We start from the raw sequence: 25,302 nt of genomic DNA on the forward strand, positions 1-25,302 counted from the left end.
AAATTAATTGTGTTAGTAGGATGATTTTACTTTTCTGATGTCTTCAATGCGTTTTTCGGCAATTTTATTGGCCGCGTTAATAGTTGGAATGTTTTCGGCCTTTGAAAGCTTTAACACATTACGCGTAGCATCGTAAATGTTTTCGGTTAGCTGTAAGGTACGCTTTTTATTAAAATTCATCAACTCCGAATAACCGGTAATGATACCTCCCGCATTGATCACATAATCGGGAGCAAAAAGCACACCTTTATCAAGCAGCATTTTACCGTGCACATTTTCATCAAGCAGTTGGTTATTGGCCGAACCTGCTATAATGCCGCATTTTAATTTAGCAATGGTTTGTGTATTCACAGTACCACCCATAGCACAGGGGGCATAAATATCGGCATCAATATCAAAAATATTATTGTTTGATACCGGCTGCGCACCATATTTTTTAGAGATCTGACTTACACGCTCCTCGTTAATATCGCTGGCGTAAACTTTTACGTTTTCGTCCCTAAGCAGGCGCACCAGGTTTTCGCCTACATGGCCAATGCCCTGTACAATAACCGATTTACCTGTTAAGCTATCGCTGCCGTACATTTCCCTTACACAAGCCTTAATACCCATTAAAACTCCCAGCGCAGTTATCGGCGATGGATCGCCGCTGCCGCCGATGTTTTCAGGGGCACCTGTAACATGGTTGGTTTCCATTTTAATGTACTCCATATCGCGCGGATTGGTACCCACATCTTCGGCGGCAATAAATTCGCCGTTAAGGTTTTTGATGAACCGGCCAAATTTACGCAGTAAAGCTTCGTTTTTGTCCTGGCGCGAATCGCCTATGATCACCGAATAGCCGCCGCCAAGGTTAAGGCCTGCAATTGCAGCCTTGTAGGTCATGCTTTTGGCTAAACGCAATACATCGTTAAGTGCATCGCCCTCGGTTTTGTATGCCCACATACGCACGCCGCCAAATGCAGGGCCAAGCGTTGTATTGTGGATAGCAATAATAGCTTTGAGATTGGTATCTGGGTCGGTACAAAAAACAACTTTTTTATGCCCGAAAGCATCAAGCTGGCTAAATATAGATTCCGGTGGATGTTGTTCAGGCATTAGTACTGCAAGTAAATGTCTTTAAGCGCACAAAAGTAGAGGTTTTTTTTAATACTGGCAAAGATATTAAGCCGCTAACAAGTATGAAATTACTATTAAATAAGTATGGGCAGTTATCGGTCAAATATATTTCCGATAGCTTAAGTAATATTTAATGTTTTATTTCGGCATAATGAACAAGTTAACAAGAATGGCCCGCGCTGCCGCAAGGCTGCGCCTTGTGGCTCTCACGCAAGGTCTAAGCCATGCTCAACAGTTTATTTTCCGGGGTCTCGTCCCGCAAAAATGATTTTACCATCTTTGGGTTGTAAAACGGCCATTAGTTCGCCTCCGCCATGCCTGCCATAACCTAAAGAACCTAAAATTATCCAGTTTCCATCATTGGTCAAACTTGCGTTGAATGGTTCTTCGTCGTAAATTTTTTTTCCGTAGATCGGCAACCAAATTGCTTCTGCTATTTTAATAGCTGTTTCTTCGTCAGGTACAAACCCATCTATTTTAATCTTTGGTCTATTTTTATTTTTACAACTTAGATGGAGATTTAACAAGCATATTGTAATAAGTATTAGTCCTGATGCTTTTAAACTTTTAACCATGGTTAAACAGATTTAGTCTGCCTAATTTACGGATACTATCCTCAAATACTATCTAAAAGGGTGACAATCCTGACATGATCCTGTCAGTGTTCAGTTTTTAAAAAACGGGCGTTCAGCTTTTTATTTTGTGATTTCATAACTAATTGATTATTAATGATTATGCGTTCATGTTGGGTTTTAACTCACTTTGGGTTATTTGTAATGTATTGATTATCAATAATGTTTATTTTGGAAAAAATTGCAAGTGTTCATACTTTTAAAATTGAACACTAATAAGATTGTGACAGATGTATCCAACGTAACAATCTTACATCCTCCCGACTTTTCCATTCAAACACTCTCCCCAAATTTTAATACTTTTGATCATTATGTCAGGTCTTTCCGACTTTCGGACATTCCCGACTTCCGGACTATAGTAAATGAAAGACCTCGCATACCTTAATAAATTTTTTTACAAATACCGCTGGCGACTTATTCCGGGTGTGCTGTTTGTAATCATATCCAATGTTTTTGGTGTGCTGCCCGCACAGGTTATCCGTGTAGCTTTTGATCTGGTTACCGAAAATATAGGTGCCTACCAGCTTTTTTCTGGTTTCGATAGGCAAAGCTTTATTTATGACATTTTCGGTACCAGTTTGTTCCTGTTTGGTACACTGGTATTGGTGCTGGCGTTGCTGCGGGGCTTGTTCCTGTTTTTTATGAGGCAAACCATCATCCTGATGTCGCGCCATATCGAGTACGACCTAAAGAATGAGATCTACAATCATTACCAGGAACTGTCACTTGCCTTTTACCGCCGCCACAATACCGGCGACCTCATGAACCGCGTAACCGAGGATGTAAGTCGCGTGCGTATGTACCTTGGGCCTGGTATCATGTACTCTATTAATACCGTGGTACTGTTTGTTATGGTGATATACGCCATGCTTACGGTTAATGTACAGTTAGCCATCTTTTCGGTATTGCCGCTGCCAATTTTAGCGGGTGTTATTTACTATGTTAACAATGTGATCAATCACCGCAGTGAAATGATCCAGGAGCGGCTTTCGGGTTTATCCAGCTTTGTACAGGAAAATTTTTCGGGCATTAGGGTGATCAAATCATACGTGCGTGAAAGCTTTGTGCGCGAAAACTTTGCCAAGGAGAGCGAGGACTATAAAGTTCATTCCATGGAGCTGGCTAAGGTGCAGGCCCTGTTTTTTCCGATCATGTTATTGCTTGTTGGCTTGGCCAATGTGATAACCATGTACGTTGGTGGGGTAGAAGTAATAAAAGGCAATATCACTCCCGGCAATATTGCTGAGTTTATTGTGTACCTCAATATGCTTTCGTTCCCGGTTATTTCGTTGGGTTGGGTAACCTCGCTGGTGCAGCGTGCCGCAGCTTCGCAAAAACGTATCAATGAGTTTTTACACGAAAAACCGGAGATCATTTCGCCGGTTGCGGATAAACACCATGTTGAAGGCTTAATTAAGTTTGATGATGTATCATTTATTTATCCAGATACCGGCATCCAGGCTTTAAAGAATGTTTCGTTTACGGTTGAACCGGGGCAGATGCTGGCTATCATTGGTCGTACTGGTTCGGGTAAATCAACCATTGCCAACCTGGTGATGCGCATGTACGATACTACAGGCGGAGAAATTACAATTGATAATAAATCGATAAAATTGCTTGGCCTTGAAAACTATCGTTCGCAAATAGGTTTTGTACCTCAGGAGGTTTTCCTGTTTTCGGATACCATTGCCAATAACATTGCTTTTAGTGCCGATGTGCTGGATTTGCCTGTTGTTGAACAGGCAGCTAAAGATGCTGCAGTATATAGCAATATTATTGAGCTGGAAGATGGTTTTTCTACGCTTATCGGCGAACGTGGTGTTACCTTATCGGGTGGTCAAAAGCAGCGTGTATCTATTGCGCGTGCCATATTTAAGCATCCGCAGGTATTGATCTTTGATGATTGTCTTTCGGCGGTTGATACCCGTACTGAGGAAGAGATCCTGAATAACCTTGGCCGGGTAATGCAGGATAAAACCAGTATCATCATAGCCCACCGCATTTCTACCATAAAAAATGCCGATAAGATACTGGTAATGGACAACGGCGAAATAGTTGAGCAGGGTAACCACGAATACCTGATGCAGCTTAAAGGTACCTACTTTGAGCTTTACGAAAAACAACTGCTGGAAGAAGAGCAGGATGCATGATGGCTTATAGGAATCAGATTAAATAAAACGCGATGTCATTTCGACGAACAGCATGGGGCTGTGGTTCTGGCGCAAGTCTTGTGCGGCTGAATTGCGGGTAGAGGACTTGTGCTTTCATGCCTCGCTCCAAAAAGGCTTACAGTTTATAGAATAATTTTTACCCGGCCGTGTAACAGGTAGCACAAGTTAACCTCCGCACAACCAGAACCCGCAAAACTTGCGCCAGTGAAAGTTCCCGACAGTAGAAGGAACCTCCAAAGGATCTCGAAAACCTTCGTCTTTTCTGTAGGCCAGTCCTTAAAATGATCATGCACACAAAAAAATGACACTTTTGTTTCAAAAAAATCAATAATAGCGAATAAAATAGTTGCACTTTGAAAATTTATTTATATTTATGCCAACCAAAACTAATTACAGGTAAATATATATGGGAGATTTTGACAATAGAGAGCGTGAAGAGGTTTATTCAAAGAAGGTGAGAGCCGGGAAGCGGACCTATTTTTTTGATGTAAAAGCAACCCGTTCAAACGATTATTATGTTACTATTACTGAAAGCAAAAAGCGTTTGGAAGATGGGGTGTTTGTGAAACACAAGATCTTTTTATATAAAGAAGACTTCGAAAAGTTTGCCGAAGGTTTGAAAGATACCATCGACTACATCAAATCAAACCAGGAAGTAGTTGAAAAACGCTACGAGTACAGCGAGAACCCTGAAATTGCCAGGGCATCTGCCGATGAGGATTTCTCGTTTGAAATCTAACAACAGAACAACACTAAACTAAATAATTAAGCCCTGCATCTTATTAAGAGGCAGGGCTTTTTGCGTGTGTGTTGTATTGAAAGCAGGTTATAATAATATTCCCCGCATAAATATTACTGCTATGGTAAAATAAATGATCAGGCCGGTTACATCCACAAGCGTAGCCACAAATGGAGCTGATGAAGTAGCAGGGTCGGCGCCAAGTTTTTTCAATAGGAGCGGTAGCATCGAACCCGATAATGATCCCCATAACACAATACCAATAAGGGATGCACCTACCGTTAAGCCTACCAGCATCCAGTGCGGGCCGTAAATATTGCTGAACATGCTCCATGCTGCTATGCGTAAAAAGCCAATTAAACCCAGGCAAATACCAAGCATCAGCCCGGACAGGATTTCCCGGCGCATAACACGCCACCAATCGGCAACGGTTACTTCGCCAAGGGCCATCGCCTGGATAATGAGGGTTGAGGCCTGCGAACCGCTGTTGCCCCCGCTCGAAATAATTAGCGGAATAAAATACGCCAGCACTACTACTTTGGATATTTCATCTCCAAAATAGCCCATGGCAGTAGCGGTAAGCATCTCTCCCAAAAATAAAATGATAAGCCAGCCTACACGTTTTTTTACCAGTTTAAAAAGGTTGATATCCAGATAGGGTTCATCCAATGCTTCGGTACCACCTATTTTCTGAATATCTTCCGTATATTCTTCGTTAGCTATCCAAAGGATATCATCAACTGTTACGATGCCAAGCAGTACATCGTTATTGTCAACAACCGGTAGGGCAGTCCGGTTATTCATCCTGAAAACATTGATGGCTTCTTCCTGCGGATCGCTGGCGCTAAGAGAAATCAGTCGGCCATCCATTAATTCACTCACCTTGGTTTCGGGCTTTACCAACAGTATTTCACGGATCCGGATATCGTCAAGTAAAACGCCATGCTCATCTATCACGTAAATAACATCAATGGTTTCGGAGTTTTTACCATAACGGCGAATATGCGAAAGCACGCGGCTTACATCCCAGGTGCGTTTTACTGCAATGTAATCGGGCGTCATCAGGCGGCCAACGCTTTCTTCTTCGTAGCCTAACAAAACCAGGGCTTCTTTCCGGTTTTCGGGCGAAAGTTTCTGGATGAGTTTTTGAACAGCATCGCCATGCAGCTCGCTGAAAAGTGCGGTACGGTCATCTGGTGGAAGCTCGTTAATCAGATCTTCGACCTTTTGGCCCGAAAGTTTTTTGATGATACGTTCCTGCACAGGGAACTCGAGGATGCGGAATACATTGATCGCCCGGTTAAGCGAAAGGATTTCGATGAATTTAGGGCCGTGTTCAGGAAGTTCGCCAATCAGTTCTTCAACATCCGATATGTTGAGGTTGTTCAAATATTCCTGTAATTGGGTGTCGTCTTGTTTTTCCAGTAACAATTCTACTTGCTCAACCATTTCTTCCATATATAGGCCCTCCTTTTTTACATCGGTGTTTTAATATTTTAGCTTCTTTTTTCCGAGCGCAAAAGTCGTTTATTTTTTCAAATTATAAGGCAAAATTTTCTGTTATCTTTGCAGCCGAATTTTGAGGTGAGTGGTTGACTGAGAGAGTGGTTGATTAAGTTGGTTTTATGCCTGCTTTTTCGTCCTTCAAACTTATCAACCTAATCAACTTAATCAACTAAATAAACAAAAATGGGTTTACAATGTGGTATAGTAGGTTTGCCGAATGTGGGTAAATCAACACTTTTTAATTGCTTATCAAACGCTAAGGCACAGGCGGCTAACTTTCCGTTTTGTACCATTGAGCCAAACGTGGGTGTAATTACAGTGCCGGATGAGCGCTTAACCAAGCTTACCGAAATAGTTAACCCTAAAAGTATAGTACCAAACACTATCGAGATAGTTGATATTGCCGGTTTGGTTAAAGGTGCCAGCAAAGGTGAGGGTTTGGGTAACCAGTTTTTAGCTAACATCCGTGCTACCAACGCTATCATCCATGTGTTACGTTGCTTTGATAATGATAACGTGATCCACGTTGATGGTTCGGTTGATCCTATTCGCGATAAAGAAATTATTGATACCGAATTACAGCTGAAAGATCTTGAATCTATCGAGAAAAAGATCCAGAAGGTTGAAAAGATGGCCAAAACCGGTGGTGATAAAGAAGCCAAAAAAACCTTTGATGTTTTAACAGTTTATAAAAATCACCTGCTCGAAGGTAAATCGGCCCGTACCGCAGCTGTTGAAGAAGAAGATAAAGAATACGTAGCCGATTTGTGGCTGCTTACCGCTAAACCGGTGTTATATGTTTGTAATGTTGACGAAGGTTCGGTAAGTACCGGTAATGCTTATGTTGAAAAGGTAAAAGCTGCTGTTAAAGATGAAAACGCCGAAGTGCTTATTATCTCAGCTCAGATAGAATCAGAAATTTCACAACTGGAAACTTACGAAGAGCGCCAGATGTTTTTGGATGATCTTGGTCTTACAGAGTCAGGTGTTAACAAACTGATCAAAGCGGCCTACAGGTTATTGAACCTGGCTACTTACTTTACCGCAGGTGTACAGGAAGTACGTGCATGGACTATTACTCAGGGTTTCACCGCGCCGCAGGCTGCAGGTGTGATCCACACAGATTTTGAAAAAGGCTTTATCCGTGCCGAGGTAATTAAATACGAAGATTTTGTGAAGTTCAATGGCTCTGAAGCCGTGATAAAGGAAAACGGTAAACTTGGCGTTGAAGGTAAAACCTACATTGTGCAGGATGGCGACATTATGCACTTCAGGTTTAACGTTTAAGGAAAGAATCAGGAAGTCAAAATTCAAGAGACAAGAATAGAGATTCAAGGCAACAAAACTCAAGAGCCAGGAAACAAGATTGGAATTTTTTTATCTTTTTCCTGGCTCTTTTATGTCTTGACTTACTGGTTCTTTTCTTGTCTCTTGAATTTTGATTTCCTGACTCATCTTTCTCCTCTTGTTCCTGACTCTTGATTTCTTGCTTCTCGGCGCCTACACTGCCGATGGCGCTACCCCATAAGCTTTTTTAAAGGCGAATGAAAAATGGGAGAGGTCTTTAAAACCTACGTCCATATAAACATCTGATACCTTGTGTTTTTTTTCCTTGATGAGGAAATAGGCATCCTTTAATCGTTGCTGCTGGATCCACCGGTTGGGTGATATATAAAGATCCGTTCAAAATCGCGCTTAAATGTTGCCAGGCTGCGACCGGTTAAATACGCAAAGCGGTTTAAATCAACATTGAAACGATAGTTTTGGTTCATGAAAGCCTGAAGGTCAATTTTGCCTGGTTCGCTAAAATCAAACAAGATATTTTTTAGCTCGGGATTGGTTTCAAGTAATATCATTACTGCTTCCTTAACCTTATGCAGGGTAAGTGCGGGACTAATTTCGTCGCTACTTTTATCCATGTAAGGGTTTAGCGATTTGATGTAGTTGCTAAAAAGCTCATTAGGTTTCAAAAACAATGCGCTTTCGCCTGTATACGGAGTATCTGCATGTAAATCAAATTCGGCGCTCATACTTTGCAGGGTGGCCTGATCCATGCCAATGGTTATGGTTTTAAACTCGCCGCCCGCTGGAGGATGTTTTACAAATTTGGCCAGCTCGTTCCGTTTCAGAAAACGGTAATCGCCCTGTTTAAAATAGTAGTTTTTACCGTTAACGTAAAGCTCCGAATCGCCGGAGAGGATATAGCCGAATATATGGTCGGCTATAAATTGTTCGCCAGCCCTGCTTACGTGCGAGTAGCAGGAGTAAAGTATGCGTGGCGATGTTTTTGGATTTGACACAGGCATGTTGCTCAAATTTAATAATAAACGAAGACTTACGAAGTTTTTACAACTTCGTAAGTCTGATATCAACCGATGGGCGTGTCCTCACGCCCGTTTTGGCAATAGTCATGGGGACACAACTATCGGGTAATATATTACGCTTTTTGAGCTGCTATTGCCTTGCCATAAGCGGTATTCATAAAATCACCTGCTTCGTCATGATCTGTTGATTTAGTAACCGGCAACCATTTTTCAAACTCAGCTTTACGTGCTTCATCGGCAAGGGTTAGTAAAGCGGCTGCTTCACTGCCCAATACGAGGTGCATGGGTGGCTCTGGCTGTTCAACCAGGTCGATCATTACTTTAGCTGCCTTTTCAGGATCACCAACCGGAACAAACTTACCGCTCGACATAAAATCTGCGCGTGCATCAACAGTTTGCTCATAACCTTCAACTTTTGGTGCATAGCTCATGGAATCGCCGGCCCAATCAGTACGGAAGCCTCCCGGTTCAACACTGGTAACCAATATACCAAGTGGTTTTACTTCCTTTGACAACGCTTCGGTAAAGCCGCTCAAGCCAAATTTAGCTGCCTGGTACATACTTAAACCGGCATTACCTATACGGCCACCAACCGAGCTAATCTGCAGGATGCGGCCTGAACGTTGCTTGCGCATATATGGCAACACTGCGCGGGTTATTTCGATAGGTGCATATAAATTGGTTTCCAACTGACTGCGTACCTGATTGTCGGTAAACGCTTCGGCTGCGCCAATGATACCGAAACCGGCGTTGTTCACCAATACATCAATTTTACCAAAATGGGCTACCGTATCGGCAACGGCTTTATAAACGGCTGGGTAATCGGTAACATCTAATTTTATAGGATAAATCTGGCTAGGATATTTATCTGCCAGCTCTTTTAATTGTTCGGGGTTACGTGCTGTTGCGGCAACATTATCGCCGGCTGCTAAAACTGCTTCTGTAAGGCTGCGACCTAATCCACGGGCGCTGCCTGTTATAAACCAAACTTTTTTCATAGTCTTTATTTTCTTTTTGATAACACAAAGTTAGGTTGATATCCGGCGCTGCGTTTTGTTAGAAAGCTCAAGTTGCTTTGTTGAAAAGCTCAATGAACAGAACCATGATTTTCTTGATTAGAGGATTTCCTGATAGCGGGAGATAGATTATCTTTCATGGAAATTCCCTAATCCTAAAAATCAAGGTTCCTTAAAAAAATGCTGCCATTTTTTCCATATATTCCTCAATAGGCATGGTGTTGCGCATGTTCATCAACATGTTGCCCATATTGCCTAATACCGTGCGGAACTTGTTGCTTTTGCCGGTGGCAAGATCATCTATGGCATTGACAATCTCCATTGGATCATCCAGTTGTGATTCATCGCGGGAGCCCATCAGGTTTTGTAGTTTGCTGGTAAGTTCATCATATGCGGTTATATCTGGATTTTGGTTCCAAACCACACTTTCAACAAAATTATTGCCTTTTGAACCGCCTTGCTCTATCAACCTTAAGTGGATGTTAAGCGGCTCTAACTCGTAATAAAGTCCTTCGGTAAGGCCTTCAAGTGCAAATTTCGACATGTTGTACAACGAGCCAAGCGGTACAGCAGTGGTAATGCCCATAAACGAGCTGACGTTGATGAACATTCCCCCGTTGTTTTGCCTGAAATGTGGCAGGAACGCACGAATGATATTAATAGGACCGCGGGCATTTACCGCAAACTGCCAGTCGATATCCTCTTCTTTGGCAAGCTCCAATGCGCCGTACGTACCCATACCCGCATTATTTACCACAACATCAATTTTGCCGAAAGCTGCTATAGCCTGTTCGGTTGCAGTTTTTACCTGCTCAAGATTGGTTACATCCAGCTTAAATATTTTAATATTAGGATATTGCGTTAGTTCGGTTTCCTTTTCGGGCGTACGCATGGTGGCAGCTACATTCCAGCCTTGCTGTGCAAAATGTTTAGCGGTTAATTTGCCCAGTCCGCTGCTGGTTCCGGTTATAAAAACTGTTTTTGACATGGTATTTTACTTTTTTTATGCAAAAGTATAATGGAAATGGTATAATTTTGTAACCAGTTACACGGAGTATACCAGTATGGAAGCAGGAATAACGTCACACCAGCGTAATCATGCCGATGAGCGGCAGGCTTTACAGGACACCATGTATGTTATCGGCGGTAAATGGACGCTGCCAATCATCAATTCTATTTGTAATGGAAACAAACGTTTCCGCGAAATTGAACGGAGTATCCCCGGCATTACTACGCGCATGTTATCGCGTGAGCTAAAAACAATGGAAATGAATAAGCTTGTTAAACGAACGGTAACGCCAACTTCGCCGGTTTTGATCGAGTATGAATCGACGGAGTATTGCCGGAGTTTTGGCGGCATCATTTTGGAAATGATAAAATGGGGAAAGGAGCACCGGGAGATGTTGCGCAACGCTGATAAGCAATAGTTGTTGATTAGGCCCTATTGTAAAAGTTAAGTTATCTTTAATGGTCATCAGTTATAAAAAACTATTTTCACCGGGCAATGAAACATCTAACCAATTTAACCTGTAAAGGCCTTTTCCTTTTGGCTTTCTTATTTTTGATTGTACCTGCTTCGGCACAAAAAAAACAATTGCCCAATATCATTTTTGTATTGGCCGATGATATGGGGTACTCCGATTTAAGTTGCTACGGCAACCCGGTAATCCGTACACCATTTTTAGATAAAATGGCGCAAAAAGGCGTAAGGGCAACCAATTATGTAGTAAGCAGCCCTACGTGTACCCCGTCAAGGGCCTCATTACTAACAGGGCGTTATGCTTCAAGGATGAATTTGCCTGCGCCTATCGGTCCCGGCTCATTATTGGGGATCCCCGATCAGGAAGTTACCATTGCCGAAATGCTAAAGCAAATTGGATACAAAACCGCTATGATAGGCAAATGGCACCTTGGTGACCATGCGCCGTATAATCACCCGATGGCACAAGGTTTTGACTCATACTATGGCTTGTTATACAGTCATGATTACCGTTCACCTTATGTGAAAACAGATACTACTATTAAAGTATTCCGAAACCATAAGCCGGAGATATTGAAACCCGCCGACTCATCACTGATTGAGCTGTACCAGCGCGAAGCCATCCGCTTTATCAAGGGGCAGAAAAAGGGTGATAAGCCGTTTTTCTTATATCTTGCCCACAACATGCCGCATTTACCGGTAGCGTTTGCATCATCTGCAAAAAATAAAAACCGCAGTGATGGCGGGCATTTGGGGGATGTGGTAGAGCAGTTGGATGAAAGCCTTGGCCAGGTTTGGAGCGAACTGGAAAAACAGGGACTGGCTGATAATACGATATTTATGTTTTCGAGCGATAACGGTCCGTGGATAGAGTTTCCAGACCGGATGCTGGGCGATAGTGCTACTAAACACTGGGATACCGGAACAGCAGGAGTTTTCCGGGGAAGCAAGGGGCAATCGTATGAAGGCGGAGTACGTGAACCGTTCATCGTTTACTGGAAAAACCATACCCCGGTTGGCGCAAGCATTACCAGCATGATGAGTAATCTGGATGTGCTTCCTACACTTGCCAACTGGACAGGAGCCCCGCTACCGAAAGGCCGCACGCTGGATGGGCAGTCGATAGCTGATGTATTAACAGTCAAAGCGCCTAAACACCCTGAGCATAGACCTATTTACTATTATAATAACAGTGTTTGTGAAGCTGTACGCCTGGGTGATTGGAAATATCGCGAAGTAAAAGCTAATAACAATGTGGGCGGCGTGGCAGGTTTACCGCTGCCTGCAAAAACCGAACTGTTTAACCTGGCTTATGACCCCAGCGAGCGCACTAACGTAATAAAAGAATACCCGGAGATGGCCCAGAAGCTAAAAGCTCTTTTTGATCAATATCCAGGTATGAAGGAAAATTAGGAAAAAATAAAAGCAAATAAAATTATGTCATTGCGAGGAGGAACGACGAAGCAATCGCATGGTATACAGAGCGGCTGTGCTTCCGTGCGATTGCCGCGCTGCGTTCGCAATGACATTTTTGTTTCTTTATCAACTCTCTCTTGCCGTAGTTTTATCCTCCAAAGCCATCTTAGCAATTTCATCCTTCCGTTTAAAGCTTACGTCTTTGTGCTGCTGTATGTATTTAATTAGTTCATTTGTGGCCTTAACCATTTGCGGGGTGCCGCCAATCCTGTCGTGAAAACTGATTGACATCTGGCGGCGTTTAAATTCGGCTTCGGCATACAGTTGATCGAACTCAAATTTAACCTGGCTAAGAAATTGATCGACAGAGAAATTTTTGCCTTCAATCAGTACAATATCATTGTTGCGTATGGTGTAAGGCACTATTACAAAATCTTTTTGATTTACCGGGATGATGAAAGGCTCGTCGCGGCTCAAATCATCAATATGATAAACGAAACCAAGCTCCTGCAAAATCTTTAGTGTGTTTTCGCCGCGGCGCAGCCAGTTTGCATTGTAACCTATCGGAGTAATGCCGGTTACTTTTTTAATGGCATCGGCACCGTCTTTTATAAATTGCTTTTCCTGATCATAGGGCATGGTGTATTGCGTTGCCCAGTTCATGCCATGGGCTGCTGCCTCATGACCACGGTCGACAATTTCTTTTGCCAGCGCTGGGTTTTTAAGTACTGCCGAACCAACCATATGCGATGTTACTTTAATGCCCAGTTTATCCCAGTTATCCAGCATACGGGGGATCCCTTCTTTATAACCATATTGAAACCAGGTTGCGCCGGGCAAATCGATATAGCCTTTTTGCATGTTTTGTGGGAATGGGCTCTCTGCATTATCCGGCTGACCTCCGGCTTCAAACTGCATGGATACGGAAACTACCAGTCTTGAGCCATCGGCCCATTTTGAGGTGTTAACGTTATTGGCAATTGTATTTTCTTTTGCTGATGCTATATTGCTGCCCACAAGGCCTGCCAAACCTAAAAGCCCGCCTTGTTTTACAAATTCTCTTCTTGAGCTCATGATATTATTTATTGAAGAAAAGGTTATCTAATGAATAAGTATTATTTGCTGCAAACTGAAGCAGTATAGCGAAGAAAGCGGCATGGATCAGCTGTGAAGGAAGGATTTCCCAGTTTTCGATCAAACAGCTGCCCAATATTAATATGATCATTACCAGGCCGCCACCAATTAAGGCTGGTTTGGTAAACAGTCCTGATAAAAGCAATAAGCCTATAGTGAATTCGGCAATGGGCAGCAGGTAACTGAAAGGAGTTACCATTGCCTTAGGCAGCATTGATTTTTCGAAGGTGCCAACCATCCAGTTGCTGAAACCACTAAGTTTAGGTAAGCGAACTAATCCGTGACCAAACATGCTGGCTCCGATGGCGAGCCTTAAAAGTAAAAAAGATGTAGTGTTCATTTTCGTTTTGTTTTGATATGTCAAAGTTCCGCATTATCAATGCCCTGGCGTTGTACATTTCAGGGTATCATATGTAACTTTACAGGTATGGAGATCAAAAACCTTTACCGCCCGTACGAGCTGGAACTGCTTGAAACAAGCCAGTACACAGCCAAGCCGCACCGCAATACCTTTTTTGAAATGGTTTTTACGCTGGAAGGTAAGGGGATCCAGATCATTAACGGGCATGAACTGCCCTATGCTTCGGATAAGTTCTTTCTGATTTTTCCTGAAGATCAGCATGGGTTTGAAGTACATGAACTTACACGGTTTTACTTTATCCGCTTTACTGATAGCTATCTGAAAACACAAAGCGAAAAGTGGGTTAAAAAAATGGAATACATTTTTCATAACCATAACCATTTGCCGGGTTGTATCCTTAAAACAGTTACCGATAAGCCATTGGTAAGGGCTATGATAGAGGCTTTGCAGCGCGAAACATCAAATGAGTTTCCTCAGCACAACGAGGTGGTGGAACAATTAATGAATACCATTATCACTATTGCTGCCCGTAATATCACGCTGCAGCAGCACGCCAATATTATTAAACAGCCATCAACCACCACGCTGCCGCTGCTTAATTACATCCACGAATATATTTATCAGCCAGAACGCCTGAAGGCCGAGTGTATGGCCTCATCATTTAACTTTTCGCCCAACTATATCAGCGAATACTTTAAGAAAACCACGGGTGAAAGCTTACAGCAATATATTACCAGCTATAAACTCAAGCTGATAGAAACCCGCCTGCAATACACTGATAAACGCATGAGCGAAATAGCCTATGAGTTTGGTTTTACCGATGAAAGTCACCTGAACCGCATTTTTAAAAAGTATAAAGGGGAAAACCCGACGGCGTTTAGGAAGAGGTATGCGGAAGTGAATAATTAAATTTATAACATACGATGAGCCTTAGACAATTCTTAAGCTATTTTAAATCTCACAAGGCTGATAAGGCCGAATATATACCTATTATTTGGGAAGATGACTATTGCCAGGTAGAATTGATACCCGAGGCAAATCTGTCGTTCGTGCTTCGGCAAATTAAGGAGGCAAATCTATTTGCGGAAGAACATAGAACAGGGTTGGGATATACTGCTGTGGTTATGCGTAAAGACAATCCAATGAAGACAATCTTGGAGGAAATTCGGGCGGATTATTTAAAAAAAGCGATGATTTCATTTAGGTTGCCGGAATTAACTAAAATGCGTTATCAAGGCGGAAGTGTAAAATCCTTTAATGGATCAAATACAAATGCATTTGGTTTTCCATGTTTTACGTTGTTTTTTGATACTGAAGGCGAATTTGTGAAAAATATCTGGGTGAAATTTGCTCAGATAACCTCAAGAAATGACGTCGATATCATAATATCTTCACTTTATAATTTGGGGGAAGAAAATGATTTGATATTAGTAGATTGGAATAGCGATGACATCGTTGATCTCAAAAACAAGAATCAGATAAGAAATTATTTAGCCGAATGGCAGAGATAAAACTACGATAACCCTGATGGGGTTATATTCAGTCGAATAATTAAACAAAAAGGGACTTACAATTTGTAAATCCCTTTTGTGCTCCCGACGAGATTCGAACTCATATCGATGGTACCGGAAACCATGGATTACCCCTTGTTTGTTTTTATTTGAACGATGTTAAAAAAGCGTCTTTATTGCTATTTGAACACAGATTTTGTATTCCAGATATTCCCGTGACAAGTTAACAGGGCAAATCGTCAATTGATGAATCAGCATTACGAGCTTTTTCGGATGAACTGCTGCTCCCATTAGTTCTCAAACCACTTTCAACGACTGTTTTTGCCCGTTTAACGAATACCAACTGAAACCTCTTAACGGGCATTCTATCTTTATATCAATAAAAATACGATCATGGGCTTATCAGTTTTCGCAACGAGATTAAAAAGTATGCGGGATAAGAAAATGCCCCGGTATCGACCAGGAAAGGAAATAGTTAAATAACCCGTTCATAATTAAGCTTTACAACCTGCAATGAAAAAGCTACTGCATAACATATTGAAACTATTGCTCATTACCCTAATCTTCATAGGGTTGCAGGGGAGGGTGCTTGTGCGTTATGCCGTTTTTTTTAACAAGAATGTCTCAACCGAAGCCAGTCATTCAAAAGATATCCATGTCCGGGCCGGCATTATTCATTGTAAGCTACAGTCGTATACCCAACAATTCAGGCATTCCGCACTTCCTGCCGAAATAAGCCTTGTCACCTTTGGTATTCTTGTTATAATAATCTTCATAGCGCTTCCCCCTTTCCGGGAAGTTTTTCTTCCTGTTGATCCCATTCCTCTTTTATACCTCAGAGGGCCTCCATCTTTCAATTAAAATATCCGAGCAGTTAGCTTCATGCTGATTGTCATTGATAGGGCCGGTTTTGCCGTGCTATCTAACAGCTATTAATGGGCCTTTTCGGGCCTGTAACACGCATATTTTAATTTTTTCACATGAAAACGAACATAAAGTTTTGGGTTTTCAGTCTCACGTTAACCTTATACGTGGGCTTGAGAACGCTGCCTGCCATTGCCCAGGAAAACAATGGTCATGTGCTGAGTATGAAAGAGGCCCTGCAACTTACACTCACAAGGCAGGAATTATTAAAAGCAAAGGCTAATTACGCCAATGCTTCCAAAGAAAATATCACCGCGGCCAGGCGCGATGGATCACCGGATTTCATTCTTTCCGCGCAACAGGGCTACGGCACAATTAATGGCCTCAATGGGCTTCCTTCGGGTATTAACGGATTGATCTCCACTACATCAGGTCCGGTTTCCGCTTCTCAAAACTGGAACGCCGCTTTTGCCGCGCTCTATTCATCAGAAATTAGCTGGAATATTTTTTCATTTGGCCTGCAAAAAGCACACGTAGCTGATGCTAAAGGAATTTATGACCGCGATGAAGCCGACCTTGAACAGGAAAAGTTTCAGCAACAAGTAAGAGCAGCATCAGCTTATCTGAATTTACTTGATGCACAACGTCTCCATTATTCTGAAGAGATAAACCTCTCCAGGGTTTCTGCGCTGAGGGATGTGATCCTCACACGTACAGTTAACGGTTTAAACGCAGGGGTAGATAGTTCAATAGCCAATGCGCAACTATCGCAGGCTAAGAATGCCTTAACAGACGCGATTGCTTTTGAACAGAAACAGGCTGCCAACCTGGCCATACAATTAGGCATAACCAAACAGGATTTTCTGTTAGATAGCCTATATATCAATCAGCTGCCCGCACGCTTACCGCAACGCCCCGTTTATGATATCTCTAATCACCCCCAATTGAGGTTCCTGGCAGAGCGGGTAAAAAGCAGCGAGCTTGATGCCAGTTATCTTTCCAAAACCAGCCTGCCTAAGGTTTCATTTTTTGGTACGTTGCAAGATAGGGGCTCCGGCTTCGGAACCGGTTATAATCCAGCTGATCCCGGCAGTTATAATCAAGGTTACTTTAATGGTATTGCGCCCTTACGCGGAAATTATCTCATTGGAGTAGGCGTTTCCTGGAACCTGTCAAATATAGGCAGGGTTAGCTCCAGGCTCAAGAGCCAGCGCTATTATGCCGATGGACTGACCAACGAATATCACTACCAGGAAACCAACCTCACCAATCAGCTGGAAGAAGGCAATAAGCAATTGGCCAACGCCCTGCAAAAATACCGGGAAGCCCCCATTTTACTAAAAGCGGCCAGTGACGCTTATGAACAAAAAAAGACCTTATATAGCAATGGCCTTGCCACTATAGTTGATGTAACACAAACGCTGTATGATTTGAACCGGGCAGAGACAAATAAAGATATCGCCGGTAACGCGGTATGGCAGGCATTGCTTTACATGGCCGGATCATCGGGGAATTTAGACCTGTTCACAAACCAATATTAAACACAACGATCATGAATCTCATTCAATCTTCATTAAGGAAGCCAATAACGGTGATTGTCGTTGTGATTGGCGGAGTACTGGCGGGGATTATTGCCGCCACAAAAATCAATATTGATATTTTTCCGAACATTAACCTGCCTACCATATACGTTTCGCAACCTTACGGTGGTATGTCGCCTCAGCAAATGGAGGGCTTTGTTTCCACCAATTATCAAAACTTATACTTATATGTAAGCGGTATCAAATCAATAGAAACCAATAACATAGAAGGCTTAAGCCTGCTCAAGCTGAGTTTTTATGATGGTACAAATATGGCGCAGGCAGCGGCAGAAGTTACCTCGCTTACCAACAGGGCTTTCGCCGAAATGCCACCGGGCACACCACCGCCAATCATTATTCGCTTTGATGCCTCTACGTTACCTGTGGGGCAGTTGACTATCAGCAGCTCGAAACGCAGTAATAACGAACTGCAGGATTTGGCCAGTTTATATGTCAGGCCCAATTTTTCTAAAATAGCCGGTTTAACCTCGCCGCCACCTATTGGCGGTAATGCCAGAACTGTTGTTATTAATGTTGATCCAGACCTGATGCGGAGCCATGGCGTAACTGCCGACCAGATCACCGCGGCGATAAAGGATAACAACCATATCTCGCCGGCAGGAACCGTCAGCATCGGGCATACATCTTACCTAACACCTTCCAATACCGTATTGAACAAGGTTAAAGACTTTGAAAAAATCCCGCTGCTTTATCAGAATGGAGCAACCATCTATCTCAAAGATGTGGCAAGGGTAGTAGATGGAGCTGATATTACTACCGGCTTTGCTTATATTAATGGTAAAAGGGCAATTTACATCCCAGTAATCAAAGCTTCCAGCGCCTCCACCTGGTCGGTAGTTCAGGATCTGAAAAAGGCAATTCCAAACATGCAAAGCCTTTTGCCGCCGGATGTTTCGTTAAAGTTTGAGTTTGATGAGTCCGTTTATGTGATCAACGCGGTAAAAAGTCTTATCAGTGAAGGTGTTACAGGGGCCATCCTGGCAGGATTAATGGTATTGCTGTTTTTGCGCGATAAGAGAAGCGCTTTTATTGTAGTGGTGAATATCCCGCTTTCTGTAATTATAGGCACACTGGTATTGAAGTTGTTTGGGCAAACGCTGAACATCATGACCCTGAGTGGCCTTGCGCTTGCTATCGGTATCCTGGTAGATGAGTCGACCGTAACGATTGAAAATATTCACAGGCATATGGAAATGGGCAAGAAAAAGGCCCGCGCGGTAGCTGACGCCTGCGAAGAGATAGCACTGCCAAAGCTCCTGATCCTGCTCAGTATCCTGGCAGTTTTTGTGCCTGCCTTTTTCATGACCGGCGTACCGCAGGGTATGTTCCTGCCACTCTCGTTAGCTGTAGGATTTTCCATGATAGCGGCATTTCTTTTATCGCAAACCCTTGTGCCGGTGTTGGCTAACTGGGTGCTTAAAGTTCCGGAACATCATGAAGAAAAGCCCAAAGCGGCGGATAAACCAAACCGGTTTGACCGGTTTAAGGCAGCTTGTGTGCAAATGGTAAAATGGATGATGAACCGTAGCCGAGCAAGTGTCGCGCTTTATGTGGCCATTTCTTTCGTCATAGTTGGTTTCAGCGTATCCATAATAGGCAAGGATATCCTGCCTAAACTAAACAGCGGGCAATTCCAGGTGCGCATCAGGGCGCCACAGGGAACCAGACTTGAACAAACCGAAAAAACTATGCTTGAGGCCCAGCAGGTATTATATCAAACTGTGGGCAAAAACAATGTTGATATCATATCTGCTTTTGCAGGGCAGCACCCTTCTTCGTTTCCAACTCTGCCGGTCATTTTGTTTATGAGCTCTTCCAATGAGATTGTCATGCAGGTTAACCTGAGCGACAATTACAAGGCAAACATCCAGGATGTTAAGGAAAACCTGAGGAAGGCACTTCATAAAGCCATGCCGGATGTTACACTATCATTCGAGCCGATTGATTTAACCAGCAAGATCATGAGCCAGGGTTCATCAACCCCTGTCGAGATAGCTGTAATTGGCAAAAATATAGCCCAGGGGCAGCAGTATGCAGATACCCTGATAGCGCAGTTGAAACAGGTTCCTTTTTTACGGGATGTTCAACTGAAAGAACAGCTGAAAAGCCCCGCAATCCATATCAATATTGACCGCGACAAAGTAATGCAGATGGGCCTTACCATGACACAGGTTAGTAATTGTATTACCCAGGCCACATCGTCCAGCCGCTTTACTGATAAGATTTTATGGCTTGATCAAACCAATGCCAATTCCTATAATGTGCAGGTTGAAATACCGCAACCCGATATGGGCAGCCTTGATGATCTTGCCGAAGTTCCGATATTCAAAAATAGCGCAAGACCTGTACTTGGCGATGTTTGCACCTTTAACATGCAGCCAATAGTGGGCGAATACGATCGTAAAGGGGCTACACGCTACTTATCAATTATAGCTAATATTTATAATAAAGACCTCGGCTCCGCCTCGGCAGCTGTAAATAAGATCCTGAAAAACAGCAACACCCCGCCGCGCGGAATTTCGGTAGAGGTAAGGGGATTAACTATCCTGCTTGATCAAACGCTCGCCAGTCTGCAATCTGGCCTGTTAATTACTATTATCGTTTTACTGCTGATGCTGTCTGCAAATTACCAGTCGTTCCGTTTAGGTTTTACTGTAATTACAGCGATACCGGGCGTATTGGTAGGCTCCCTGCTCATCTTGCTGGCGACTGGGTCAAGTCTTAACCTTCAATCGTATATGGGTATTATCATGTCTGTCGGTGTTTCGGTTTCCAATGCCATCCTGTTAATTTCTAATGCGGAAGAAATCAGGAAAAGCGGTAAAGACGCCATGGAATCAGCTATTGAGGCGATGGAATTAAGGCTCAGGCCAATCCTCATGACTACCATAGCCATGATTGCGGGGATGATCCCAATGGCAACCGGGCTGGGTGAAGCCGGTGGACAGACAGCTCCTTTAGGCAGGGCTGTTATAGGCGGTTTAATTGCGTCAACATTTGTTTCCCTCTTCATTTTGCCGGTAATCTTTTACCTGGTGCAGCGAAGGTCCACCACCAATAGTGTTTCGCTCGATCCTGACGATCAGCTAAGTATATACTTCGATCCTAAAAATTCATAAAACAAAGAAATCATGAAATCATATCAATATATCCTGTGCATCCTGGCAGGTAGCCTGTTTGCCTCATGTGGAAGTAATCAAAATAAGCAACCCGTTCAATCCATACAAACAACACCGGTTATCAGGCTGCGGGAAGGCGATCTGCATACAAGCATGAGCATTCCCGGCGTGCTTCAGCCTTATCAGGCTGTTGACCTTTACGCCAAAGTAAACGGCTTCATTAAAACGATGACCGTAGATATCGGTAGCCAGGTGCATAAAGGCCAGTTGCTTATTACACTTGAAGCACCTGAAATGATTGCCGCGCTTAAGCAATCGCAAGAAGATCTTCATACCAAAGAAGCAATTTATCGTGGCAGTAAAGCAACCTATGACCGGCTTTACAGAACGAGCCGGACCCCGGGAACCATATCGCCCAACGACCTGGAACTGGCGCATGCCAAAATGAGCGCCGACAGCGCTTCACTGCTTGCGGCCAGATCGGCCTACCAACTGGCTGGCGATTTAAAGGACTACCTTGAAGTTAGGGCCCCGTTTGATGGCGTGATCAGCTCACGTAATGTGTATGCGGGAGCTTACGTTACCCCATCGGACAAGAGTTCCAATAAACCGATGCTCACCCTTCAGCAACAAACCAAATTACGCCTGGTTGTAGATGTACCGGAGGCGGCAACAGCTTACTTCTCCGATAAGGATACTGTTCATTTTTCGGTAAAGACATTACCAGGCAAGCAATTTGCAGCCGTAGTGAACCGGAAATCCGGCAGTATGGATCAAACGCTCAGAACAGAGCAGATGCAGATGGATATTGTTAACAATGACAGGCAGTTGTTGCCCGGCATGTTTGCCCAGGTAAGCCTTGAACTTAGCAATGCACAAAAAACCTTTATCGTACCCCAAAGTGCGGTGACACAAAACTCACAGCGCATATTTGTAATAAAGGTTATTAACAACAAAGCACAGTGGGTTGACGTGCAGAAAGGAAGAGAAACTGCCGACAGCCTTGAGGTTTATGGTAAGCTGCAAACAAATGATATACTGGTTACCAATGCTACTGATGAACTAAAGGATGGTACACCGATCAACGTAAAAAGATAAATACCAAATTAACATCACGAATTGAGCTTCATGGTTGTTTAAATAAAAAGGCTAATGCGATGTGTGTTAGCCTTTTTATTTAAGGAGTTCCGCCGGGATTCGAACTCATGGTCTCAACATTAAAAGTATTACGCTCTGTCAGCTGAGGTATGAAATCAAAATTTCAACCTTCGGGCATCGTTGCCATTTCGGTTTCAGGGAACTTCAAATATGGTTTTAAATAAAAAAAGCCTTCTTTCAAAGGCTTTTTGTGCTCCCGACGAGATTCGAACTCATATCGATGGTACCGGAAACCATAATTCTATCCATTGAACTACGGAAGCAGATTGTTTGGCAAATATAGACTATTTTGGAAAGTTTAAAACTTCTACTTTTCTTTTCTTGAGCCGGTTCCTAACAAATATCTAAATACCGGAAATAGCATAAATATTTAAACAACGGCTTATTGACTATACTGGCGCAAATCATCACTAACTATTGGGAAATAGTAGCCAGCCGCCAGGTTGCGCCCAGACCGGGCTACCTGACTAATTCTTAAATGGGGATGTGTTGATAATTAATATATTATTGCGTTTTTGTTTGAACTCTTAACTGTTTAACTATATTTTATCTCACCATTGAAGTATGAAGTATAGTTAAATAGTTGATACTGAAGTATAAATGGCTATTCTTTTTCAAGAATGTAACGCCAGGTTACCGCGCTCAAAATACTGCCTAAAACAGGAGCCAAGATAAACAACCAAAGCTGAGATATTGCCGGCCCGCCGGTAAACAGGGCTGGTCCAATACTCCTGGCTGGGTTTACAGATACACCAGTTACCGGTATGCCTACAATATGAATAAGAACCAGACTTAAACCTATTGATAAGCCTGCAAATCCTCCATGTATGTTTTTGGTAGAAGTAGCACCAAATATCACCAGCAGAAATATAAAAGTAAATATAGTTTCGGCTACAAAGCCTGCCATTAAACTGTAATGAGCAGGCGATGCTTCACCATAGCCATTTTGCCCCAGTCCGTTAGTTATAACGTTGTAATCTTGCTTACCGGACGCGATGAGCAACAAAACGGCTGCCCCGGCAATCGCGCCTAGAACCTGGGCTATAATATATGAAACTGCCTCCTTACCTGTCATTCGGCCGGCTACAACCATACCTATGGTAATTGCCGGGTTAATATGGCAACCCGATATATGGCCAATAGCATAAGCCATGGCCACAACCGACAGGCCAAAGGCAAATGCTATTCCCAATAAACCAACCCCGGTTGTGCCGTTGGCCCCCGCAATAACCGCGCTGCCACAACCCATTAATACAAGTACCATTGTACCCAGAAATTCGGCAAAAAACTTTGATTGTAAATTTGGTTTCATTTGTAACAGTTTATGATCGTGATAGTACTTCAGGGATTATAGGTACAAATAAAATTAAATTGCAGATGCCCGGTTAATCGGTTCGATAGAAGGCCGATTTCGACCGACAGAAAGCTAATAACAGGAGATGACTTTAATTATTTCAGGCAACAGCAATGGCCATAGCTGATGTTTTAGGCAATGCATAGTAAAAAGTAGTTCCCTCACCAATTGTCGATTCGGCCCATATCCTTCCATTCATTTGCGTTATCATGTCATGGCAAATGTTCATTGCCATTCCCGCCCCTTTTAAAAGCCCGCTTGCGGCAGGATCGGTATCGTTTAAATGAAATAATTCCAGGATTTGGGAGGCAGACATGCCGTTACCCTGATCGGTAAAAGCTACTGTGACCCAATTCTCATCTTCGCTGCATGTTACCCCAATTATACCTCCTTCGGGAGAGTATTTGGTTGCATTGCTCAATATATTCCTGTTGATGAACTGGATCATTTCTTTATGCGCACAGATCAACTGGCGCTCCGGAACTATATTGTACAATATAATATGCTTATTAAGCTGATCGTATAGATATAAGGCGTTGGCTTCATGAATAAGGTCATGAAGTAATAATGGTTCTGTTTTAATTACAAAATCCTTGCTGGCTGATTTTGCCCAATAAAGTAAGCCATTGAGCAGGTCCATACTTTTGGAAGCAGTGTTGCGGAGATCTTCAAACAATAAGTGAATTTCGCCCTCCGATAACGCTTTATTGGTGTGCTTTATCATATCTGCCGTCATAACAAGCGTGGCAAAGGGCTGCCGGAGATCATGAGCCAAAATGGCGATCATTGTTTTATTGAAATTATCCTTTAATTCTGGTTCCTTAGTCCTCATATTTACGCTGATAGTAACATAGCTGATCTATTAATAAGATCAATCCGTCAGCAAAGAAAAATATGTTAAAACAGCAAAAAAAAAGTTTCGACAGACTGGTTATTACGGCAGACGGAATAGTTATTACATCAGACCAATAGTAAGGTACAATCAGGACTATATAACGATGGGAATGTTTATAACCATTGATGTGCAAATTTCCTAAACTCTTCCTTAAACTGTTCTGTTATTGGAATAGTGATTTTGCGTATTTTAATGGTGTTTTTGGTAAGCGAATCTATCTTATCAATAGAAATGATAAACGAACGGTGCACCCTTATAAAACCATTGGCAGGTAGCTTTTCCTCTACAGCCTTCATGGTAGCAAGTGCTTTTACGTACCCTAAATCGCCGGTTAAATAAACTTTTACGTAATCTTTAAAGCCTTCTACATACAATATGTCTTTCAAATAAATCCGCACCATTTCGTACTCCACTTTTAGGAATATAAACTCATTTGGCAGGTAATTTTCTGCATGGGCGGCAGGTTTCTCTTTTTCTGTAAAATATGTTTTTGCTTTATAGGCCGATTTTAGAAACTCTTCATATACAACCGGTTTAAGCAGGTAGTCAAGTGCATTTACTTTATACCCTTCTAATGCGAACCTTTCATAACCGCTAATAAAAATTATACGTGGCGCATTGGCGCCATGGGTAGCCTGCAGCATCCTTGCAAACTCCATCCCGCTCATTTCGGGCATGTCGATATCCATAAATATAAGCTGGATATCCTGCGTTTCCATTGCTGAAAGCGCCTGGGCTGCTGACTGGTAGTAGGTAATTAAATTTAAAAATGGAATCTGGCTTATCAATACTCTCAGGTGAGTAATTGCAAATTCGTCGTCGTCTACAATGATACAATTTATTGACATCGGTAAACTTTTAAACAATAATGGGGCGGCAAAATAAACGCCAATCTTCTGTCG

At 42.7% G+C, this 25,302-nt stretch carries 23 protein-coding genes and 1 tRNA gene; 11 read left to right on the top strand and 13 right to left on the bottom strand.

The features are described 5' to 3' along the window. Positions 1 to 12 precede the first annotated feature (12 nt). Together AC59JO_RS12215 and AC59JO_RS12220 are read right to left on the bottom strand one after the other, a co-directional pair. Positions 13 to 1,098 (bottom strand): Glu/Leu/Phe/Val family dehydrogenase, encoded by a 1,086-nt coding sequence (locus AC59JO_RS12215; protein WP_121231301.1) that lies wholly within the window; start codon positions 1,096 to 1,098, stop codon positions 13 to 15. Between the two features lie 257 nt (positions 1,099 to 1,355). Then, positions 1,356 to 1,694 (bottom strand): NTF2 fold immunity protein, encoded by a 339-nt coding sequence (locus tag AC59JO_RS12220; protein ID WP_497305577.1) that lies wholly within the window; start codon positions 1,692 to 1,694, stop codon positions 1,356 to 1,358. A gap of 419 nt (positions 1,695 to 2,113) precedes the next feature. On the opposite strand from AC59JO_RS12220, the gene AC59JO_RS12225 reads away from it, so the two are divergent. Both AC59JO_RS12225 and AC59JO_RS12230 read left to right on the top strand, forming a co-directional pair. Further along, positions 2,114 to 3,901: an ABC transporter ATP-binding protein gene (locus tag AC59JO_RS12225; RefSeq protein ID WP_413666467.1), complete on the top strand. Its 1,788-nt coding sequence runs from the start codon at positions 2,114 to 2,116 to the stop codon at positions 3,899 to 3,901. A gap of 427 nt (positions 3,902 to 4,328) precedes the next feature. Next, positions 4,329 to 4,661: a DUF3276 family protein gene (locus AC59JO_RS12230; protein WP_090528014.1), complete on the top strand. Its 333-nt coding sequence runs from the start codon at positions 4,329 to 4,331 to the stop codon at positions 4,659 to 4,661. A gap of 87 nt (positions 4,662 to 4,748) precedes the next feature. Here the strand turns inward: AC59JO_RS12230 and mgtE are convergent, their stop codons facing one another. Next, positions 4,749 to 6,119 carry a magnesium transporter gene (gene mgtE / locus AC59JO_RS12235; protein ID WP_091211895.1) on the bottom strand — a complete coding sequence of 457 codons (1,371 nt, stop codon included), beginning with the start codon at positions 6,117 to 6,119 and terminating at the stop codon, positions 4,749 to 4,751. A 231-nt stretch (positions 6,120 to 6,350) separates the two neighbouring features. On the opposite strand from mgtE, the gene ychF reads away from it, so the two are divergent. Continuing rightward, on the top strand, positions 6,351 to 7,454 hold the full coding sequence (gene ychF / locus AC59JO_RS12240; protein WP_413666468.1) for a redox-regulated ATPase YchF: 1,104 nt from the start codon (positions 6,351 to 6,353) through the stop codon (positions 7,452 to 7,454). A gap of 213 nt (positions 7,455 to 7,667) precedes the next feature. Here the strand turns inward: ychF and AC59JO_RS12245 are convergent, their stop codons facing one another. The 4 genes from AC59JO_RS12245 to AC59JO_RS12260 form a co-directional block, all read right to left on the bottom strand. After that, on the bottom strand, positions 7,668 to 7,838 hold the full coding sequence (locus AC59JO_RS12245) for a helix-turn-helix domain-containing protein (RefSeq protein WP_497305942.1): 171 nt from the start codon (positions 7,836 to 7,838) through the stop codon (positions 7,668 to 7,670). Beyond that, positions 7,802 to 8,473, bottom strand: a complete 672-nt coding sequence (locus AC59JO_RS12250; RefSeq protein ID WP_497305580.1) for an AraC family transcriptional regulator — start codon at positions 8,471 to 8,473, stop codon at positions 7,802 to 7,804. Before AC59JO_RS12250 ends, AC59JO_RS12245 begins: the two co-directional genes overlap by 37 nt. A 131-nt stretch (positions 8,474 to 8,604) precedes the next feature. After that, positions 8,605 to 9,489: an oxidoreductase gene (locus tag AC59JO_RS12255; RefSeq protein WP_497305582.1), complete on the bottom strand. Its 885-nt coding sequence runs from the start codon at positions 9,487 to 9,489 to the stop codon at positions 8,605 to 8,607. A gap of 190 nt (positions 9,490 to 9,679) precedes the next feature. Further along, positions 9,680 to 10,495, bottom strand: coding sequence for an SDR family oxidoreductase (locus AC59JO_RS12260; RefSeq protein ID WP_413666471.1), 816 nt, complete (start codon positions 10,493 to 10,495; stop codon positions 9,680 to 9,682). Positions 10,496 to 10,571: 76 nt separating this feature from the next. On the opposite strand from AC59JO_RS12260, the gene AC59JO_RS12265 reads away from it, so the two are divergent. Both AC59JO_RS12265 and AC59JO_RS12270 read left to right on the top strand, forming a co-directional pair. Then, the gene (locus AC59JO_RS12265) at positions 10,572 to 10,934 is read left to right on the top strand and encodes a winged helix-turn-helix transcriptional regulator (protein ID WP_330861903.1); all 363 of its coding nucleotides are present in this window, start codon (positions 10,572 to 10,574) and stop codon (positions 10,932 to 10,934) included. A gap of 77 nt (positions 10,935 to 11,011) precedes the next feature. Further along, positions 11,012 to 12,400 (top strand): sulfatase family protein, encoded by a 1,389-nt coding sequence (locus tag AC59JO_RS12270; RefSeq protein WP_497305585.1) that lies wholly within the window; start codon positions 11,012 to 11,014, stop codon positions 12,398 to 12,400. Between the two features lie 129 nt (positions 12,401 to 12,529). Here AC59JO_RS12270 and AC59JO_RS12275 read toward each other — a convergent pair whose 3' ends face one another. Together AC59JO_RS12275 and AC59JO_RS12280 are read right to left on the bottom strand one after the other, a co-directional pair. Then, positions 12,530 to 13,477, bottom strand: a complete 948-nt coding sequence (locus AC59JO_RS12275) for a polysaccharide deacetylase family protein (RefSeq protein ID WP_497305587.1) — start codon at positions 13,475 to 13,477, stop codon at positions 12,530 to 12,532. Positions 13,478 to 13,481: 4 nt separating this feature from the next. After that, positions 13,482 to 13,877 (bottom strand): DoxX family protein, encoded by a 396-nt coding sequence (locus AC59JO_RS12280; protein ID WP_497305589.1) that lies wholly within the window; start codon positions 13,875 to 13,877, stop codon positions 13,482 to 13,484. A gap of 87 nt (positions 13,878 to 13,964) precedes the next feature. Here AC59JO_RS12280 and AC59JO_RS12285 point away from each other — a divergent pair, with 87 nt between their 5' ends. The 6 genes from AC59JO_RS12285 (at position 13,965) to AC59JO_RS12310 (ending at position 22,091) form a co-directional block, all read left to right on the top strand. Then, the gene (locus AC59JO_RS12285; protein WP_497305591.1) at positions 13,965 to 14,807 is read left to right on the top strand and encodes a helix-turn-helix domain-containing protein; all 843 of its coding nucleotides are present in this window, start codon (positions 13,965 to 13,967) and stop codon (positions 14,805 to 14,807) included. 14 nt (positions 14,808 to 14,821) lie between these two features. Beyond that, positions 14,822 to 15,409 carry a hypothetical protein gene (locus AC59JO_RS12290; protein WP_497305593.1) on the top strand — a complete coding sequence of 196 codons (588 nt, stop codon included), beginning with the start codon at positions 14,822 to 14,824 and terminating at the stop codon, positions 15,407 to 15,409. Positions 15,410 to 15,922: 513 nt separating this feature from the next. Then, entirely contained in the window at positions 15,923 to 16,270 is a 348-nt protein-coding gene (locus AC59JO_RS12295) for a hypothetical protein (RefSeq protein WP_497305595.1), read from the top strand. A gap of 119 nt (positions 16,271 to 16,389) precedes the next feature. Next, positions 16,390 to 17,814 carry a TolC family protein gene (locus AC59JO_RS12300; RefSeq protein ID WP_497305597.1) on the top strand — a complete coding sequence of 475 codons (1,425 nt, stop codon included), beginning with the start codon at positions 16,390 to 16,392 and terminating at the stop codon, positions 17,812 to 17,814. 11 nt (positions 17,815 to 17,825) lie between these two features. Further along, positions 17,826 to 20,993 carry an efflux RND transporter permease subunit gene (locus AC59JO_RS12305; protein ID WP_497305599.1) on the top strand — a complete coding sequence of 1,056 codons (3,168 nt, stop codon included), beginning with the start codon at positions 17,826 to 17,828 and terminating at the stop codon, positions 20,991 to 20,993. Between the two features lie 12 nt (positions 20,994 to 21,005). Then, entirely contained in the window at positions 21,006 to 22,091 is a 1,086-nt protein-coding gene (locus tag AC59JO_RS12310; protein ID WP_497305601.1) for an efflux RND transporter periplasmic adaptor subunit, read from the top strand. A gap of 251 nt (positions 22,092 to 22,342) precedes the next feature. Here the strand turns inward: AC59JO_RS12310 and AC59JO_RS12315 are convergent. From AC59JO_RS12315 to AC59JO_RS12330, 4 genes are all read right to left on the bottom strand, one after another. Beyond that, positions 22,343 to 22,414, bottom strand: a tRNA-Arg gene (locus AC59JO_RS12315). A gap of 341 nt (positions 22,415 to 22,755) precedes the next feature. Continuing rightward, entirely contained in the window at positions 22,756 to 23,463 is a 708-nt protein-coding gene (gene aqpZ / locus AC59JO_RS12320) for an aquaporin Z (RefSeq protein ID WP_413666480.1), read from the bottom strand. 142 nt (positions 23,464 to 23,605) lie between these two features. Continuing rightward, positions 23,606 to 24,337: a sensor histidine kinase gene (locus tag AC59JO_RS12325; protein ID WP_413666481.1), complete on the bottom strand. Its 732-nt coding sequence runs from the start codon at positions 24,335 to 24,337 to the stop codon at positions 23,606 to 23,608. Between the two features lie 176 nt (positions 24,338 to 24,513). Continuing rightward, positions 24,514 to 25,248, bottom strand: coding sequence for a LytR/AlgR family response regulator transcription factor (locus tag AC59JO_RS12330; RefSeq protein ID WP_413666482.1), 735 nt, complete (start codon positions 25,246 to 25,248; stop codon positions 24,514 to 24,516). Positions 25,249 to 25,302 lie beyond the last annotated feature (54 nt).

The sequence above is a fragment of the Mucilaginibacter sp. A5337 genome, from assembly GCF_059690695.1.

Coding starts and splice junctions, on each gene's coding strand:
- AC59JO_RS12225 (WP_413666467.1), top strand. CDS start 2,114: ATGAAAGACCTCGCATACCTTAATAAATTTTTTTACAAATACCGCTGG.
- AC59JO_RS12330 (WP_413666482.1), bottom strand. CDS start 25,248: ATGTCAATAAATTGTATCATTGTAGACGACGACGAATTTGCAATTACT.
- AC59JO_RS12290 (WP_497305593.1), top strand. CDS start 14,822: ATGAGCCTTAGACAATTCTTAAGCTATTTTAAATCTCACAAGGCTGAT.
- AC59JO_RS12260 (WP_413666471.1), bottom strand. CDS start 10,495: ATGTCAAAAACAGTTTTTATAACCGGAACCAGCAGCGGACTGGGCAAA.
- AC59JO_RS12230 (WP_090528014.1), top strand. CDS start 4,329: ATGGGAGATTTTGACAATAGAGAGCGTGAAGAGGTTTATTCAAAGAAG.
- AC59JO_RS12270 (WP_497305585.1), top strand. CDS start 11,012: ATGAAACATCTAACCAATTTAACCTGTAAAGGCCTTTTCCTTTTGGCT.
- AC59JO_RS12295 (WP_497305595.1), top strand. CDS start 15,923: ATGAAAAAGCTACTGCATAACATATTGAAACTATTGCTCATTACCCTA.
- AC59JO_RS12300 (WP_497305597.1), top strand. CDS start 16,390: ATGAAAACGAACATAAAGTTTTGGGTTTTCAGTCTCACGTTAACCTTA.
- AC59JO_RS12305 (WP_497305599.1), top strand. CDS start 17,826: ATGAATCTCATTCAATCTTCATTAAGGAAGCCAATAACGGTGATTGTC.
- mgtE (WP_091211895.1), bottom strand. CDS start 6,119: ATGGAAGAAATGGTTGAGCAAGTAGAATTGTTACTGGAAAAACAAGAC.
- AC59JO_RS12285 (WP_497305591.1), top strand. CDS start 13,965: ATGGAGATCAAAAACCTTTACCGCCCGTACGAGCTGGAACTGCTTGAA.
- AC59JO_RS12255 (WP_497305582.1), bottom strand. CDS start 9,489: ATGAAAAAAGTTTGGTTTATAACAGGCAGCGCCCGTGGATTAGGTCGC.
- AC59JO_RS12265 (WP_330861903.1), top strand. CDS start 10,572: ATGGAAGCAGGAATAACGTCACACCAGCGTAATCATGCCGATGAGCGG.
- AC59JO_RS12280 (WP_497305589.1), bottom strand. CDS start 13,877: ATGAACACTACATCTTTTTTACTTTTAAGGCTCGCCATCGGAGCCAGC.
- AC59JO_RS12250 (WP_497305580.1), bottom strand. CDS start 8,473: ATGCCTGTGTCAAATCCAAAAACATCGCCACGCATACTTTACTCCTGC.
- aqpZ (WP_413666480.1), bottom strand. CDS start 23,463: ATGAAACCAAATTTACAATCAAAGTTTTTTGCCGAATTTCTGGGTACA.
- ychF (WP_413666468.1), top strand. CDS start 6,351: ATGGGTTTACAATGTGGTATAGTAGGTTTGCCGAATGTGGGTAAATCA.
- AC59JO_RS12275 (WP_497305587.1), bottom strand. CDS start 13,477: ATGAGCTCAAGAAGAGAATTTGTAAAACAAGGCGGGCTTTTAGGTTTG.
- AC59JO_RS12215 (WP_121231301.1), bottom strand. CDS start 1,098: ATGCCTGAACAACATCCACCGGAATCTATATTTAGCCAGCTTGATGCT.
- AC59JO_RS12310 (WP_497305601.1), top strand. CDS start 21,006: ATGAAATCATATCAATATATCCTGTGCATCCTGGCAGGTAGCCTGTTT.
- AC59JO_RS12220 (WP_497305577.1), bottom strand. CDS start 1,694: ATGGTTAAAAGTTTAAAAGCATCAGGACTAATACTTATTACAATATGC.
- AC59JO_RS12325 (WP_413666481.1), bottom strand. CDS start 24,337: ATGAGGACTAAGGAACCAGAATTAAAGGATAATTTCAATAAAACAATG.